This is a genomic window from Thauera sp. JM12B12 (assembly GCF_039614725.1).
Classification (GTDB): Bacteria; Pseudomonadota; Gammaproteobacteria; order Burkholderiales; family Rhodocyclaceae; genus Thauera.
Window position 1 is genome coordinate 191,460 of the sequence record NZ_CP154859.1, and the last position, 15,218, is coordinate 206,677.

The 15,218-nt window shown below is 72.1% G+C and carries 13 protein-coding genes; 5 read left to right on the forward strand and 8 right to left on the reverse strand.

Annotation, left to right across the window (positions count from 1 at the left end; genetic code table 11):
- The first annotated feature begins 60 nt into the window (after positions 1-60).
- Positions 61-1,290, forward strand: a complete 1,230-nt coding sequence (locus AAG895_RS00830) for an FIST N-terminal domain-containing protein (RefSeq protein ID WP_345793674.1) — start codon at positions 61-63, stop codon at positions 1,288-1,290.
- Here AAG895_RS00830 and AAG895_RS00835 read toward each other — a convergent pair.
- The 3 genes from AAG895_RS00835 to AAG895_RS00845 all read right to left on the reverse strand — a co-directional run bounded on the left by AAG895_RS00835 (position 1,244) and on the right by AAG895_RS00845 (position 5,940).
- On the reverse strand, positions 1,244-3,937 hold the full coding sequence (locus AAG895_RS00835; RefSeq protein WP_345793675.1) for an EAL domain-containing protein: 2,694 nt from the start codon (positions 3,935-3,937) through the stop codon (positions 1,244-1,246). The two genes, AAG895_RS00830 and AAG895_RS00835, sit on opposite strands and share 47 nt — an antisense overlap.
- 162 nt (positions 3,938-4,099) lie before the next feature.
- The gene (locus tag AAG895_RS00840; RefSeq protein WP_345793676.1) at positions 4,100-5,458 is read right to left on the reverse strand and encodes an AarF/ABC1/UbiB kinase family protein; all 1,359 of its coding nucleotides are present in this window, start codon (positions 5,456-5,458) and stop codon (positions 4,100-4,102) included.
- Positions 5,459-5,478: 20 nt separating this feature from the next.
- Positions 5,479-5,940 carry a DUF3429 domain-containing protein gene (locus AAG895_RS00845; RefSeq protein WP_345793677.1) on the reverse strand — a complete coding sequence of 154 codons (462 nt, stop codon included), beginning with the start codon at positions 5,938-5,940 and terminating at the stop codon, positions 5,479-5,481.
- A 201-nt stretch (positions 5,941-6,141) separates the two neighbouring features.
- On the opposite strand from AAG895_RS00845, the gene AAG895_RS00850 reads away from it, so the two are divergent.
- From AAG895_RS00850 to AAG895_RS00865, 4 genes are all read left to right on the forward strand, one after another.
- Complete coding sequence (locus AAG895_RS00850) at positions 6,142-7,146, forward strand: FAD-dependent oxidoreductase (RefSeq protein ID WP_345793678.1); 1,005 nt, start codon at positions 6,142-6,144, stop codon at positions 7,144-7,146.
- A gap of 70 nt (positions 7,147-7,216) precedes the next feature.
- Positions 7,217-8,806 (forward strand): FAD-binding domain-containing protein, encoded by a 1,590-nt coding sequence (locus AAG895_RS00855; RefSeq protein ID WP_345793679.1) that lies wholly within the window; start codon positions 7,217-7,219, stop codon positions 8,804-8,806.
- A gap of 27 nt (positions 8,807-8,833) precedes the next feature.
- Complete coding sequence (locus AAG895_RS00860) at positions 8,834-8,983, forward strand: DUF2256 domain-containing protein (RefSeq protein WP_345793680.1); 150 nt, start codon at positions 8,834-8,836, stop codon at positions 8,981-8,983.
- Between the two features lie 233 nt (positions 8,984-9,216).
- Positions 9,217-10,488, forward strand: a complete 1,272-nt coding sequence (locus tag AAG895_RS00865) for a DASH family cryptochrome (protein WP_345793681.1) — start codon at positions 9,217-9,219, stop codon at positions 10,486-10,488.
- 102 nt (positions 10,489-10,590) lie between these two features.
- Here AAG895_RS00865 and AAG895_RS00870 read toward each other — a convergent pair whose 3' ends face one another.
- From AAG895_RS00870 to AAG895_RS00890, 5 genes are all read right to left on the reverse strand, one after another.
- Positions 10,591-11,511, reverse strand: coding sequence for a DMT family transporter (locus AAG895_RS00870; protein WP_345793682.1), 921 nt, complete (start codon positions 11,509-11,511; stop codon positions 10,591-10,593).
- 5 nt (positions 11,512-11,516) lie between these two features.
- The gene (locus AAG895_RS00875; RefSeq protein ID WP_345793683.1) at positions 11,517-11,903 is read right to left on the reverse strand and encodes a group II truncated hemoglobin; all 387 of its coding nucleotides are present in this window, start codon (positions 11,901-11,903) and stop codon (positions 11,517-11,519) included.
- A 118-nt stretch (positions 11,904-12,021) separates the two neighbouring features.
- A complete protein-coding gene (locus AAG895_RS00880) occupies positions 12,022-13,428 on the reverse strand; it encodes an exonuclease domain-containing protein (RefSeq protein ID WP_345793684.1) in 1,407 nt (468 codons plus the stop codon).
- 23 nt (positions 13,429-13,451) lie between these two features.
- Positions 13,452-13,655: a heavy-metal-associated domain-containing protein gene (locus tag AAG895_RS00885; protein ID WP_345793685.1), complete on the reverse strand. Its 204-nt coding sequence runs from the start codon at positions 13,653-13,655 to the stop codon at positions 13,452-13,454.
- Between the two features lie 288 nt (positions 13,656-13,943).
- Positions 13,944-15,098: a glycosyltransferase gene (locus tag AAG895_RS00890; protein WP_345793686.1), complete on the reverse strand. Its 1,155-nt coding sequence runs from the start codon at positions 15,096-15,098 to the stop codon at positions 13,944-13,946.
- Positions 15,099-15,218 lie beyond the last annotated feature (120 nt).

A 15,218-nucleotide genomic window follows, 5' to 3' on the forward strand; every position in this document is an offset into this window, starting at 1 on the left:
GGGCGCTGTCTTCCGGTTGCGGGGCGCCTGCTGCGCTGCCAAGCCGAACGGAGGAGTTCGATGTCGCTGTCCCTGGGTCCGGTCCGTTTCGCCTCCGGCCATGCAGCCGATTCCGACTGGCGGGTGGCGCTGCGCCATGCGCTCGACGACGCGTTGCGCGACGCGCGCGTGGCGACCCTGCATGCGCAGGGCGGCCACGACGCCGGGATCGAATTCAGCCTCGGCTTTTGCTACCTCAGCGACCATTTCGCCGCCGATGCGGAGGCCATCCTCGGCGAGCTCCAGCACCGCCTGCCCGGCGTGCACTGGGTAGGCACCGTCGGCGTGGGCGTGGCCGCCGCCGGCGCCGAGCATTTCGACACGCCGGCCCTCGCGCTGATGCTCGCGCCGTTGCCGCGCCGCCATTTTCGCGTGTTCTCGGGCCGCCAGCCGCTGCGCGCCGATGGCGGCGAGTTCCGCCCCCACACCGCGCTCGTGCATGCCGACGGGCGCACGCCCGACCTGCAGGAGCTGCTGCCCGAGCTGGCCGCGCGCACCGCGAGCGCTTATCTGTTCGGCGGCCTGTCCGCCGCGCGCGGGCGCAGCGTCCAGATTGCCGACGCGGTCTTCGACGGCGGCGGACTGTCGGGCGTCGCCTTCGCCGAAGAGGTCGGCATCGTCTCGCGCGTCACCCAGGGCTGCCAGCCGATCGGGCCGCGCCGGCTGGTGAGCCGCGCCCAGGACAACATCGTGATCGAGCTCGACGGCCGCCCCGCGCTCGACTGCGTGCTCGACGACCTCGGCCTGCCCGCCGACACGGCGCTCGAGCCGGTGGCCGAGGCGCTGTCGACCACCCTGGTCGGGCTGCACCCGAGCGAGGACGCCGAGATCATCGCGCCGGCCGCCTTCGGCGCCGACATGCTGGTGCGCAACATCATCGGCCTCGATCCGCGCGCGCGCGTGGTGGCGATCGCCGACGAGGTCGCCCGCGGCGCCTGGCTGATCTTCTGCCGGCGCGATCCGGAGGCGGCGCTCGCCGACCTGCGGCGTGCGGCGCGCGAGATCCGCGACGAGCTGTCCGACACCGCGCGCCGCGCGCTCGGTGCGATCTACGTGAGCTGCTCGGGGCGGGGCGGGCCCCATTTCGGTCGGCCGGCGGCCGAGCTCGAGGTGGTGCGCGACGTGCTCGGCGACGTGCCGCTGGCGGGCTTCTTCGCCGGCGGCGAGATCGCGCACAGCCGGCTCTACGGCTACACGGGCGTGCTCACCGTGTTTGCCGCGCCGTCTCCGCCGGGCCCGCCGCCACGCTGAAGCGGGCGTCGATCGCGTCGGCCGGCTCCGGACGGCCGAGCAGGTAGCCCTGGTATTCGTCGCAATGCGCGGCGGTGAGGTGGCGGAGCTGGTCCTCGGTTTCGACCCCCTCGGCGATCACCTCCAGGCCGAGGTTGCGTGCCATGGCGAGGATGGTGGCGACGATCGCGGTGTCGTCATGGTCGGCGGGCACGCCCTCGACGAAGCTGCGGTCGATCTTGAGGCGGTCCACCGGCAGCCGCTTGAGATAGCTCAGCGACGAATAGCCGGTGCCGAAGTCGTCGATCGCGAGGGTGATTCCCAGCGCCTTGAGCGCACGCAGGGTGTCGATGCAATGCTCGACGCGCCTGAGGATGTGGCCCTCGGTGATCTCGAGCTCGAGCAGGCACGGCGACAGGCCGGAGCGATCGAGCGCGCCGCGCACCGCGTCCACCAGGCCGTCGGTGGAGATCTGCTGGCCCGACAGGTTCACCGCCATGCGCAGCGGCCGGCCCGCGCGCTCCCAGGTGCGCGCCTGCGCGCAGGCGGTGTCCAGCACCCATTCGCCGATCTCGCAGATGAGGCCGATTTCCTCGGCGAGCGGGATGAAGCGGTCGGGCGTGATCGTGCCGCGCTCGGGGTGCTGCCAGCGCACCAGTGCTTCCACGCCGACGAGCGCGCCGCTCCTGCAGTGGGCCTGAGGCTGGTAGAGCAGGCGCAATTCGCCGCGCTGGACGGCATGGCGCAGGCCGTGTTCGAGCTCGAAGCGCTCGCGGCTGCGGCTGGCCTGCTCGTCGGTGTGGAAGCGGAAGGTGTTGCGGCCGGCCTCCTTGGCGCGGTACATGGCCGCGTCGGCGCGGCGCACCAGGGCCTCGATGGTGTCGCCGTCCTGCGGGAAGAGGCTGATGCCGATGCTGCCACCGACGAAGAGCTCGTGGCCGTCCAGGACTGCGGGCTGCTGCAGCGCCTGCAGCAGCTTGCACGCGATCCGCTCGGCGTCCTCGGGGCCGGCGAGGCCTTCGACCATCACGACGAATTCGTCCCCGCCGAGGCGGGCGAGGGTGTCGCCTTCGCGCAGCACCGCGCGCAGGCGCTGGGCGACCGTCTGCAGCAGGCGGTCGCCCAGCGGGTGGCCGAGGCTGTCATTGACGTACTTGAAGCGGTCGAGGTCGATGAACAACAGCGCCAGCGGCTGGGCGCTGCGGCGCGCGTGATCCATGGCCACGCCGAGGCGGTCGTTGAGCAGGGTGCGATTGGGCAGGTCGGTGAGCGCGTCGTGATGGGCGAGGTGGCGGATCCGCTCCTCGGCCATGCGCTGCTCGCTGATGTCGCTGAACATGCCGATGTAGTGGCGGGTGGTGCCGTCGGCGGCGCGTACGGCGGTGATGTTCTGCCAGGCCGGAAAGCGCCCGCCGTCGGCGCGCAGCAGCTCGCCCTCGCCTCGCCACTCGCCATGGCGCTCGATGCTGGCGCAGATGTCGGCGCCGGTCCGGTCGCGCTGCGCGGGGTCGAGCAAGGCCTCGCAATAGCTGCGACCGCGCAGGCTGGCGAGCGAAAAGCCGGTCATCGCGGTGCACGCGCGGTTGGCATCGACGATGCGATGCGTGGTGTCCATGATCACGATGCCCTGCGGGCTGCCCTCGAACACGCTGGCGGCGAGGCGCTGCTTTTCGCTGAGCTCGAGCAGGCGGCGCGACTGGTCCAGCGTGCGTTGCATGAGCGGTCGCATGGCGCGTGCGGTGAGCAGCGCGCCGAGCAGCACCAGCGCGCCGATGGCGGCGAGCGGAAACAGCAGCTGGGTGAGGATGGGCTGGGCGAATGCCCGGCCCGGCGTGACCAGCGCATAGATCCAGCCCGGCGCCTCTTCCAGCTCGAGCGCGAAGACGACGTCCTCGCCCGTCGCGCCATCAGGGCGCACCCGGCCCAGTTCGCCCTCCAGCGCCTCGCGTGTCGACGCCGGCAGGGCGGCAAGGGAGGGCAGGATCGCGACCATGCCCGCGGGCGGCCCCCACGCCATCGCAACCCCGGTGTGGCGGTGGTACAGCACCTGGCTCGCCGCCGGATAGGCTGTCCTCACCAGGTCGCTCGACAGCATGTCCTCCAGCGGCGTGAGGTCGAAGGCGAGCACGTCGCTGCCGATCCATTCGCCTTCGCGCGCCAGGATCGGCGCGCCGACCAGCAGGTGATGGCCGTGCTCGGTGGCGAACGGACCGGCGAAGCGCACGTCGCCGCTGGCGCTGGCAGGCAAGGCCGCGGCCGCGCGCGGCAGGGGCAGGCCGAGCGCGAGCACCGGATTGCCGTCGCGATCGAAGCGCACCATGCCGGCGATCTGGCCGGCCTGGTCGAGCGCGTCGCGGATGCGCGGCGTCGAGAAATCCGCCAGCTCGGCGAGGCTGATCTCCCGGCGGTTATAGGCCTCGAGCCGGTCGCGCACCGCACTGCGGCTGGCGATCTGACGGGCGATGTCGGCGCTCTTGGCGAGGAACTGCCCTGCGGTGCGTGCCTCGCCGCGCGCGGTGTCGGCGAGGGCGCGCTCGGCGAGCGCGTGGGCGTGGCGATACATCGGCACGGCGGTCGCCAGCGCGACGAGGAGGCCGGTGAGCAGGATGCCGATGACTGCGAACGACTGGATCCGCTTCTGCAGGCGCGCACTCTGGGTGAGGGGCATGCGTAGGACTCTGTGCTGTTCGGGATGGTCATGCATGCTGCCACGATCGCAGCGCGCTGCACATCCCTTGCAGGCGTCATCACGCGGGCCGGGTCACGGCCGGTCGCCACAGGGCTCCGTCGCCTCCGGGTGGAGGGCCTTTCGCGGCCTCCCGGTGCCGGTTCAGTCCAGCCAGCGCGCCACGCGTGCGCCGACGTCGACCCGCGCGCGCAGCCGCGCCGCGAGCAGGTACAGCCCGCCCAGCTTGCGGTGCAGGAACAGCGCGTCGGCCGGCGGGGTGTGCCAGAAATCGCGGTCGGTGCTGAGCGCGAGGCCGGCGTCGCGCAGGCGGACGGCGAGGTCGCTGGCGCCGAAGTCGTAGGCGCCGCGGTGGCGCAGCGGCTCGCAGGCGATCTCGAACAGGTCGATCACCGCCTCGCGCTGGTGGGCGTGGATGGTGTCCTGGAAGTAGCCGATCGCCTGCGCGGCCTCGCCCATCGCCGCGCGGTCGCCGCGGATCGTGCCCGCCATCAGGCGGCGGTAGGCCTCGACCACCGGCTCAGCGTAGGCGCGGGTGGCGCCGAAGTCGAGCAGCACCAGGCGGCCGCTGTCGGCATCGAAGCGGTAGTTGGCGAAGTTGGGGTCGGTCTGGATCAGGCGGAACTCGAACAGCTCGCGAAACAGCAGCCCGATCAGCAGGCCCGCCACGCGGTCGCGCAGGGCCTGGTCGGCCGCCTGGGGTTCGGCGAGCGTCTCCACCGCCACGCCCTCGACCCAGCTCATCGCCAGGATGTCGCTGCGGGTGAGCGCATCGATCGCGCGCGGCAGCGCGAAGTCGGCCTCGCCCTCGAGCAGCGCGCCGAAGCGGTGCAGGTTTTCCGCTTCGCGGCGGTAGTCGGCCTCCTCGTGGAGCTGGCGCTTGGCTTCGTCGAGCAGCGGCGCGAGGTCGAGCGACTTCGGCAGCAGGCCGGAGACGCGCAGCAGGGTGGCGACGTTGTCCACGTCGCTGTCGATGCTGCGGCGCACGCCGGGGTACTGCAGCTTGATCGCCAGCTCCTGGCCGTCGCGGGTGCGCGCGCGATGCACCTGGCCGATCGAGGCCGCCGCGCACGGGGTGAAGGAGAAGCGCTCGAAGCCCTGCTCCCAGCCCTTGCCCCAGTGCGTCTCGAGCACCTCGACCACCTGGCTCATCGGCATCGTGCGCGCGTCCTCGCGCAGGCGGGCGAGGATGTCGGCGAGCTCGGGCGGCAGCAGGTTGCCGGCGTCCATCGACATCAGCTGGCCGACCTTCATCGCCGCGCCGCGCAGTTGGGCGAGCTGATCGGCGACGCGGCGCGCGTTGGCCGGGGTCAGCACCAGCTCGCTCACCTTGGGCCGCCTGCCGGCGGCGAGCTGGCGCGCACCCTCGGCGAGCATGCCGCCCGCCACCCCGGTGGCGAGGCTGCCCAGACGGGCGAGGCGGGACAGGCGTCCGCCCGGCACGGCGGCGCTGCGGGCGTTGTCCGCGCTGGGGCGCTTAGGGTCGAGGGCGGCGGTGTTCATGGCGTGCTCCTGGTTGATCGTCAATACGGCCATTGCACGAAGGCGCCGGCGACGAGCGCGAGGCAGGCCACCGTGGTCAGGCGCAGGCGCAGCGGCAGGTACCAGTCGGGCAGCGCCGCCTGGCGGGCGAGGCGGCGGTCCTGCACGTAATGGAGGACGAAACCGAGCACCAGCAGCACCGCGGCGTCCGAGGGCACCAGCAGCAGCGCCGGCCAGGCGATCAGCGAGGGCACCACGCTCCACAGCATCGTGCGCCGGCGGCGCGCGTCGTCCAGTCCCGGGAGCGCCATCGCGAAACCCCAGTGCAGCGCGCACACGAAGCTGAGGATCACCGCGCCGTAGGCGAACAGCGCGTCGCTCCAGGTCAGGCCGTGATGGGCGTCGAGCAGGCTGGCGGGAGCGAGCACCAGGAAGGGGATGAGGCCGCCGTAGCCGAGCCAGCGGGCGGTGTTGCGGAGGGGGTCGGGAGGGCTGGAATTCATCGATGTCGGGATGTGGTGAAGCGTATTCGTGTCCAGGACGCAATGCCTTGCCGTGAAGTATTGCGACTGCAAATTGAGCTGATTGGCAGATGAATGCTAGTAAGCGGAATCTTTTTTGTCCAGGACAAAAGAGGTATATTCCGTTTGACCCGAGTCGATTCCCGTCCGTGCTGCGGACCCCTGCCTGCGAGGGATGCCAAGATGAATCCACCTCTTCACTACGCCGTGGTCGGTGCCGGCATTGCCGGCCTGAGCTGCGCGCGTGCGCTCACCGCGGCCGGGGTGCGCGTCACGGTCCTCGACAAGAGCCGCGGCCCCGCCGGCCGCATGAGCACCCGCCGCGGCGAGGCCTGGGCCTGCGATCACGGCGCGCAGTACTTCACCGCGCGCCATCCGGACTTCCAGGCCGAGGTGGCGCGTTGGCTGGCGGCGGGCGTGGCGGCGCGCTGGCAGCCGCGGCTGACGGTGTTCGAAGCCGAGGGCCGCCGCGAGCCGATGGGCGAGGCGGGGGCCGAGCTGGCGCGCTACGTCGGCACCCCGCGCATGACGGCGCCCGCGCGCCATCTCGCCGAGGGCCTGGATCTGCGCCTGCAGGCCACGGTGAACGCGCTGTTCTGCTACGACCACGGCTGGGAGCTGTCCACCGCCGAGCATGGCCTGCTGCCCGAGGCCTTCGATGGCGTGCTGCTGGCGGTCCCGGCGCCGCAGGCGCTGCCGCTGCTGCAGCCGGTGGCGCCCGACCTGGCCGCGCTCGCCGGCGCGGCACGCATGCAGGGCTGCTGGGCGCTGATGGCGCGCTTCGAGGCGCCGCTCGGGCTCGATTTCGATGCCGCCTTCGTCAATCACGGCCCGCTGCGCTGGATCGCACGCGACACCAGCAAGCCGGGACGCGCAGGCATGGAGACCTGGACCCTGCATGCGAGCGCGGCGTGGAGCGAGGACCATATCGAGGACACCCCCGAGCGCGTGGCGAGCGCGCTGATCGCCGCCTTCCGCGCGCTCGGCGGCGAGGCGCCGGTGGCGTGGTCGGCGCACCGCTGGCGCTACGCCCTCACCGCGTCTGCGGTCGATGAGGGCTACCTGTGGCGGGCCGAGGAGGGTGTCGGGCTGTGCGGCGACTGGCTCAACGGCGGCCGCGTCGAGGGCGCCTGGCTCAGCGGCCACGCGCTCGCGCACAGCGTGCTCGCGGAGATGGCACTGGCCTGAGCCGGGGCCGCGCCGAGGGGCTCGGCCGAAGCAGCGGACGGCCCGGCGGCGCGGGCCGCGGGAGCAGCGGATGGGATACGGACTGGTCTGGTTCAAGCGCGATTTTCGCCTCGCCGACCATGGCGCGCTGGCTGCGGCCGCGCGCCGCGGGCCGGTGCTGTGCGTGGCGATCGTCGAACCCGCGCTGTGGGCGCAGGCGGATGCCGCGCGCCAGCACTACGAGTTCATGCTCGAGAGCGCGCGCGCCTTGCACGCCGAGATGCAGCGGCTCGGCGGCCGGCTGCACCTGCTGGTGGGCGAGGCGGTGGCGGTGCTCGACCGCCTGCACGCCGAGGCGCCCTTAGACGCGCTGTATTCGCACGAGGAGACGGGCAACGGCGCGAGCTACGCCCGCGACCGCGCGGTGGCGGCGTGGTGCCGGGCGCGCGGTGTGCGCTGGCACGAAGTGGCGCAGTTCGGCGTGGTGCGCCGGCTGGACGATCGCGACCGCTGGCAGGCGGCATGGGAGGCGCATGTCGCAGCGCCGCAGGCCGTGCTGCCGGAACCGGCCGGTGTGTGCTTTGCCGCCCTGCCTGCGGCCTTGCAGCCGGGCGAGGGCACAAGCTGGCCTGCCCCCGGCGCGATCGTCGCCGCGCGCGCGCCGGCGGCGGTCGCGCTCGGTCTCGATGCCTTCCAGCCGCCGGCCCGCCAGCGCGGCGGCCGGCGCGCGGCGCTCGCGGTGCTGCAAGACTTCCTCGACGTGCGCAGCGGCCAGTACCGCGGCGGCATCTCCTCGCCGCTGAAGGCGCCCACCGCGTGCTCGCGGCTCTCGCCCTACCTCGCCTGGGGCTGCCTGAGCCTGCGCGAGGTGGTGCAAGCGACCCGCGCGCGTGTTGCCGCGCTGCCCGAAGGCGACCGCCGCCGCGCCGGCCTCTCGGCCTTCCTCAGCCGCCTGTACTGGCACTGCCATTTCATCCAGAAGCTCGAGCGCGAGCCGGCGCTGGAGTTCCGCAACCTGCACCGCGGCTATGACGGCTTGCGCGAGGACGCGTGGAATCCGGCGCATTTCGACGCGCTGGTGGCCGGGCGCACCGGCTGGCCGCTGGTGGACGCCTGCGTGGCGATGCTGCGCGAGACCGGGTGGATCAACTTCCGCATGCGCGCGATGCTGGTGTCGGTGGCGGCCTATCCGCTGTGGCTGCACTGGCGCGAGGTCGGGTTGTGGCTGGCGCGCGCCTTCCTCGACTACGAGCCGGGCATCCACTGGAGCCAGCTGCAGATGCAGTCGGGGACGACCGGCATCAACACCACGCGCGTCTACAACCCGATCAAGCAGGCGCGCGATCACGACCCGCAGGGCGTGTTCGTGCGGCGCTGGCTGCCGGCGCTGCGGCGGGTGCCGGATGCCTGGCTGTTCGAGCCCTGGCGCATGCCGGCCGAGGTGGCGGCGCGCCACGGGCTGCGCCTGGGCGAGGACATCGCGCTGCCGCTGGTGGAGTTGGAGCGGGCGACGCGTGAGGCCAAGGCGCGCGTGCATGCGCTGCGCGCGCAGCCCGAGGTGCGGGCGGCGAAGGCGGCGATCGTCGAGCGGCACGGTTCGCGCAAGCGGCCGGAGGGGCGGCGGCGCAAGGCGGCGGCGAGCGCGGCGGCCGAGGCGGCGCAGCTCGATCTGGGGTTCTGAGGGAGCGGTCTTGAGGGAGCGCGGGCGATGGGGATGCGGCGCAAGGGCGACCTGCCGACCAAAGTGTGCGTGGGCTGCGGACGGCCGTTTGCCTGGCGGAAGAAGTGGGCGCGGGTCTGGGACGAGGTGCGGTACTGCTCGGAGCGCTGCCGGCGTGCGCGCAAGGTGGCGCAGTGAGTGAAAACCGTCTCTGCTCGGTTGTGGTGCCTCGGGGGATGCGCACGGGGTATTCCTTCCGGGGCTGCGGAACTCGCCCTTCGGGCTCGGACAGTCCTCGCCCCTTCACGAATACCCCGCACACATCCTGGGAGCGTGGGCGAGTGCCCGTGCAAAGAGGCTTGACGCTTGATCGTCCTTGAGTGCCAATGCCCTTGAGAGCTTTGATCTGTTGGTTCCGCAATGATCTGCGCTTGGGTGACAACCCGGCGCTGGTCGAGGCCTGTGCGTCGGCTGGGCGCGTGCTGCTGGTGTATTGCCACGACCCCGCCGACGACGCGCCGACGCGCTGGGGCTTCGTGCGCCGCGGGCCGCATCGGCGGGCGTTCCTCGCTGCCGCACTGGACGATCTGGATGCGCAACTGCGTGCGCGGGGCAGCCGCCTGCTGCAGCTTCGCGGCGCGCCCGCCGAGGTGCTGCCGGTACTTGCACGCGCGATCGGCGCCGACACCGTGGTGTGCGAGGAGATCGCCGCGCCCGAAGAGCAGGACGCCGTCGCCGCGTTGCGTGCCGCCGGCCTGACGGTGCGCACGGTGTGGCAGTCCAGCCTGCTCGATCCGGCGGCGCTGCCGTTCGCGGTGGCGCGTTTGCCGAAGGTGTTCACGGATTTTCGGCGAGCGGTCGAGGCGGCTGGCCAGCAGCCACCCGCGCCGCTTGCCGCGCCAGCGGTTCTGCCGCCGCTGCCGGCCCCTGTCGTCCTGCCGCCGCATTCCTCGTTCGAGCCGCCGCGGATGAGTGATCGTGCGCTCGGCGCCTCCTTCCCCTGGTGGCAGCCGGCGTTTGCCGGCGGCGAGCGGGCGGCGCTGGCGCATCTGGCGTGCTACTTCGCCGGCGATCTGGCCAAGCACTACAAGGCGACACGCAATGGCCTGAGCGGGGTCGATTTTTCCAGCAAGTTCTCGCCCTGGCTGGCGCAGGGGGCCTTGTCGCCGCGGGTGGCCTTTGCCGCGCTGCGCCGCCACGAGGCCGAGCAGGGGGCGAGCGAGGGCAGCTACTGGCTGTGGTTCGAGCTGCTGTGGCGGGACTATTTCCGCTTCCTGCATCTGCAGCATGGCCGGCGGCTGTACCGGGCGCGCGGGCTGAACGACGCCGCGCCCGCGCCCGCGCACGACCCGGCGGCGTTCGCGGCCTGGTGCGCGGGGCGCGCCGGCCACGCCTTCGTCGATGCCGGCATGCGCGAGCTTGCCGCCACCGGCTGGCTGTCGAACCGCATGCGGCAGGTGGTGGCCAGCTACCTGATCCACGACCTTGGCTGCGACTGGCGCGCGGGGGCGGCGTGGTTCGAGGCGCAGCTGGTGGATTACGACGCCTACAGCAACCACGGCAACTGGCTCTACATCGCCGGCCGCGGCACCGATCCGCGCGGCGGGCGGCGCTTCGATCCGGACCGGCAGGCGGCGACTTACGATGCCGATGGGGCCTATCGGGCGCGGTGGGCCAAGGCGGATCGGTGCGGCAGCGACTGACGGCGCAAGCCCGTCAGTCGTGCGCGCCTGGAGTTTCTCGGGGGCCGGCCCGACGGCGGCCTTCGGCACCTGCCGCTCGAGCGCGGCCGCCTGTCCCGGCGGTCAGCCTCGGCCGAATCCGCGTACGCGGGCAAGCGCCGCGGGCGGCAGCGCGCCGAGCAGGGCGCCGATCGACACCACCACGATGCCGACGATGGTGGTGAGGCCGAGGCCCTCGTCCAGGATCAGGAAGGCGCCCACCGCCGTCACCGCGGGCACCAGGGCCAGCATCATCGAGGCCTCGCTCGCGCCCACCTTCTGCACCGCGTAGCTGTAGAAGCCGCCGGCGACCAGCGCGGCGATCACGCCCTGGTAGCCGCCCTGCAGCGCGATCGCCCCCCAGCTCTGTGCGGCCAGGTTGCCCGGCAGCCAGAGCAGGTACACCGGCAGGTAGGCGAGCGCCGAGAAGCTGGCGATGCCCAGCATCGCGAACTGCGGCTTCATCTGCCAGCGCCGCATCAGCAGGCCGAACACGGCCCAGCACAGCGCGGCGGCGAGAAACAGCAGATCGCCGATCCACTGACTGCCGTGTGCCGGCGCGAGCAGGCTCTGGAAACCGATCAGCAGCAGGCCGGCGGTCGACAGCAGCAGCGCGAGCACGGTCGGGCGGGCGATGCGAAAACCGCTCATCACCGCCATCAGCACGATGGTCCAGAACGGGATGCCGCCATTGACGAACACGCCGGCGTGCGCGCTCGGCGCGAAGGCGAAGCCGCAATACACCAGGATGCCGTAGCCCAGCCCGCCCACCGTGGCGAGCACCATGTGGCGCGGCCAGTCGCGGCGCGACACGAAGCGCAGGTAGAGCGGCAGCGCGATCGCGCCCGACACGCCGAAGCGCAGCGCGGCGATGTCGAAGGGCGTGAAGCTGGCGGTGGCGCCGAAGCGCGAGACGATGTTGAAGCCGGACCAGAACACGACCACGGCGAGCGCGGCGAGCAGGCCGCGGGTGGCGTCGGCATTCGAGGGCGGAGTCGCGTGCAAGTGGTTCAGCCCGGCTGGTTGCGCATGAAGTCTGCGGTGTTGAAGAAGTTCTGCAGCAGGCGCTCGCGCAGGCCTTCCTCGATGCCGACGTCTTCCATCGCCAGCAGCATGCAGGCGACCCACTGGTCGCGCTCCTTGGTGCCGATCGCGAACGGCATGTGGCGGGCGCGCAGGCGCGGGTGGCCGAAGTTCTGCACGAAGAGATCCGGCCCGCCCAGCCAGCCGGACAGGAACATGAAGAGCTTGTCGCGCGAGCCCTGCAGGTCTGCGGGGTGCATGGCGCGCAGCTCGGCGAACTGCGGGGTTTCGGCCATCAGGGCGTAGAAGCGGTCGCAGAGGCGGGCGACGGTGGGCTCGCCGCCGATCCTGGCGTAAGTGGTTTGCTGTTCCATCGGGTGTCGTGGGGCGGAGGGTGCGCCTCGGGATGGGCGCGTGGGGTGGGATTGTCGCAGAGTCGGCAGGGGCTTGGGCGTTGCGGCGCTCAGGTGGCGACTGCCTGCGGTTTGACGGTCATAGCCTGAGGATCGGTAGCCTCTTCACCGCCTTGACCAGGATCTTGTAGATGTCGAGGTCGAAGGCCGGGCGGCCGGCCCCCAGGATGTCGGCGAGCGTGCCCTCGTCGGTGGCGGTGCCGAGCCAGCGCCAGCCGTCGACGACGTGAATGGCCTCGCCTTCGCGCAGGCCGATCGGGCCGGGCCAGGTCCAGTGCTCGACCTTCATCGCGTGCAGGGCCTCGATCAGGCGCAGGGCGTGGGCCTGGGGGGATTCGCCGCCATGGCAGGCGCCGCGGCAGCGCTTGAGCTGGAAGTCGAAGCAGCGCGCGCCCTGGGGGGGCTTCTCCAGGCCGAGCAGCGGCGGGCACAGCGCGTGGTCGCGGGCGAGCGCGCGCAGGCGGTTGGTGGCCTCGCGGCGGGTGCGGAAGAAGCCGTAGAGGTCGTCGCGGCGGCCGAAGTCGAGGTCGGCGGCGTGCACCAGCTCGAGCCGCCAGTCGCCGACGATGTCGGTTGCGAGCCGCCAGGTGCACAGCTCGCGGTTGCGGCGCAGCTGGCGGTTGTGAGTGGGCTGCAGGCGCTTGACGAGCTCGGCCTCCTTCAGCAGCGCGCCGATCTCTCCGGTGGTCTCGATCCAATCGATGTGGCGCACCTGCTGGGAGAGGCTCAGTTCGCGGTCGCTCTGGTGGTCGGCGGCGAAGTGCGACAGCACGCGGCTGCGCAGGCGGGTGCTCTTGCCGATGTAGAGCGGCAGTTCGCCGCCGCCGTCGGCGTTGCCGCGCTCGCCGTAGAACAGATACACGCCGGGTGTGTCGGGGAGGTCGGCGATCTGTTCGGGGTCGAGGTGGGGGGGCAGGCTGGGGTGGCCGATGAGCTCGCGCACCACCGCCGCGAGGTGGCCGGGCGGAAAGCGCTCGTGGAGCTTCTGCCAGAACTGCCACAGCAGATGGGCGTCGCCGAGCGCACGGTGGCGGTCGGCCACCACCAGGCCGTGGCGCTCGATGAGGTGGTCGAGGCTGTGGCGGCGGTGGTCGGGGAACAGCCGGCGCGACAGCTTGACGGTGCACAGCACCTGCGGCCGGATGTCGAGCCCGGCGCGGCGGAAGGCGGCGCGCAGGTGGCCGTGGTCGAAGCGCGCGTTGTGGGCGATGAAGAGGCGGCCATCGAGACGGTCGAAGACCGCGTCGGCGATGTCCCTGAAGCGCGGCGCGTCGGCGACCATGTCGTCGTCGATGCCGGTGAGGCGCTGGATGTATTCGGGGATGCGCGATTCCGGGCGCACCAGCGTCGACCACTCGCGCACGCCGTCCTCGTCGACCTGGACGATGCCGATCTCGGTGATCGATTCGCGTTGAGCGGGACCGCCGGTGGTCTCGATGTCGACGAAGGCGAGACCGCCGGGGAGGTAGCGGGGGAAGGCGTTCAAGGCTCGGGGGCGGAAGCGCTCGTTCAGCGCGCGCCGAAGCCGGCGTCCTCGATCGCCTGGTAGATGTCGGCAGCGGAGACGAAGGCGCCGTGCTCGATGGTCGCGGCCCCGGTCTCGAGCGAGATCTCGAGGTGGCCGATGCCGGGCAGGTCCTGAATGGCGTTGGTGACGAGGCGCAGGCAGTGCTCGTCGCGCATGCCGGTGATGGTGAGGGTGGTGGTGTTCATCGCGTGCTCCGGAAGGGGATGCACGCATCTTGGCGGCAGCGCGGCGTGGCTGCAAGGCAGCCGTCAGACCGCCGGCGGAGCCTGTCGTGGGAGCGGTTTTCGTGGGAGCGGGCTTGCCCGCGAAGATCGGGCGCTGCATTCGCGGGCAAGTCCGCTCCCACAGCCCTCCCACAGCCCTCCCACAGCCCTCCCACAGCCCTCCCACAGCCCTCCCACAGCCCTCCCACAGCCCTCCCACAGCCCTCCCACAGCCCTCCCACAGCCGGCTCCTGCAGCGTCCGCGGGTGCTCAGGCGCGCACTTCGAGCTGGCGCCGGTAGAGCGCGGCGAGGCGATCGGCCATCAGGGTGTCGGCCCATTCGTGCGCGTAGCAGCGCGCCTCGGTGGCGAGCTGCTTGCGCAGGCGGTCATCGGCGAGCACGTTCTCGACCACTGCGGCGAAGCCGGCGGGCGCGTCGGGGGCGATGCGCGCCCCGCGCTCGGGCGCGAGGATGTCGGTGGTGCCCATGGCGGCGAGCGCGACGACCGGCAGGCCGGCGGCCATGGCCTCGAGCAGGACCAGGCCCTGGGTCTCGGTGCGCGAGGCGAACACGAACACGTCGGCTGCGGCGTAGCAGTCGGGCAGGCGCTTGCGACGCTCGAGGTAGCCGACGAAGCGCACCGTGCCGGCCAGCCCCGCCTGCAGCGCCTGGCGCTGCAGCGCGGGCGTGGCCGGGCCCTCGCCGGCGACCACGAGCACGAAGTCGGGGCGCTGTGCGCGCAGCCGCGCGGCCACCTCGAGCAGGAAGCCGATGTTCTTCTCGTGCGCCACGCGACCGATGTAGAGCGCCATCGGCGCGTGCTCGGGGATGTCGTACAGGCGCCGGAAGTGCGCGCCGTCGCCGGCGGCGAAGTCGCGCACCGGGATGCCGGTGGGCAGGATCTCCATCGGCGTATGCACCCCGTAGCCGGCGAGGCGGTCGCGCATTGCGGTCGAGGGTACGACCACCGCATCGACCGCGTTGCACTGCGCACGCGACACCTGCCGGGCGAGCGCGCGCAATGCGGTGGCGGGCAGGAAGGGTGCGTAGTGGTGGAGGTATTCCTCGAAGAAGGTGTGGTAGGTCAGCAGCACCGGCCGCCGCTGGGCGCGCCCGGCCCGCAGCCCGTAGCGGTGGGCGAGGAAGGGGGTCTGGATGTGAACCAGGTCGCACCTTTCGGCCTCGCGCAGGACCGCTGCGCGCATCGCCTGCGCGTGCACCAGGCGGTCCTCGGGGTCGAAGGGCAGGCGGCGGCCGGGCACGCGGACGACGTCGGCGGCGTCCGCCTCGTCGCCATAGCGCGGCGCCACCAGGCGCACCGCGACATCCTGGGCAGCGAGCGCACGGCGGAAGGTGGCGATCGAGGTCGAGACCCCGTTCACACGTGGAAAGTAGACGTCGGACACCATCAGCACGCGGATCATGGATCGAGCATGCGGGGTGTGTGTTACTGCACGGTGAAGGCAAGGTTGCCGGGGCGACCGACCCAGGCCGGCAGGCTTGGGTGCGACAATGCGTATCTTTTTCACTCAGGCGATCGCGAT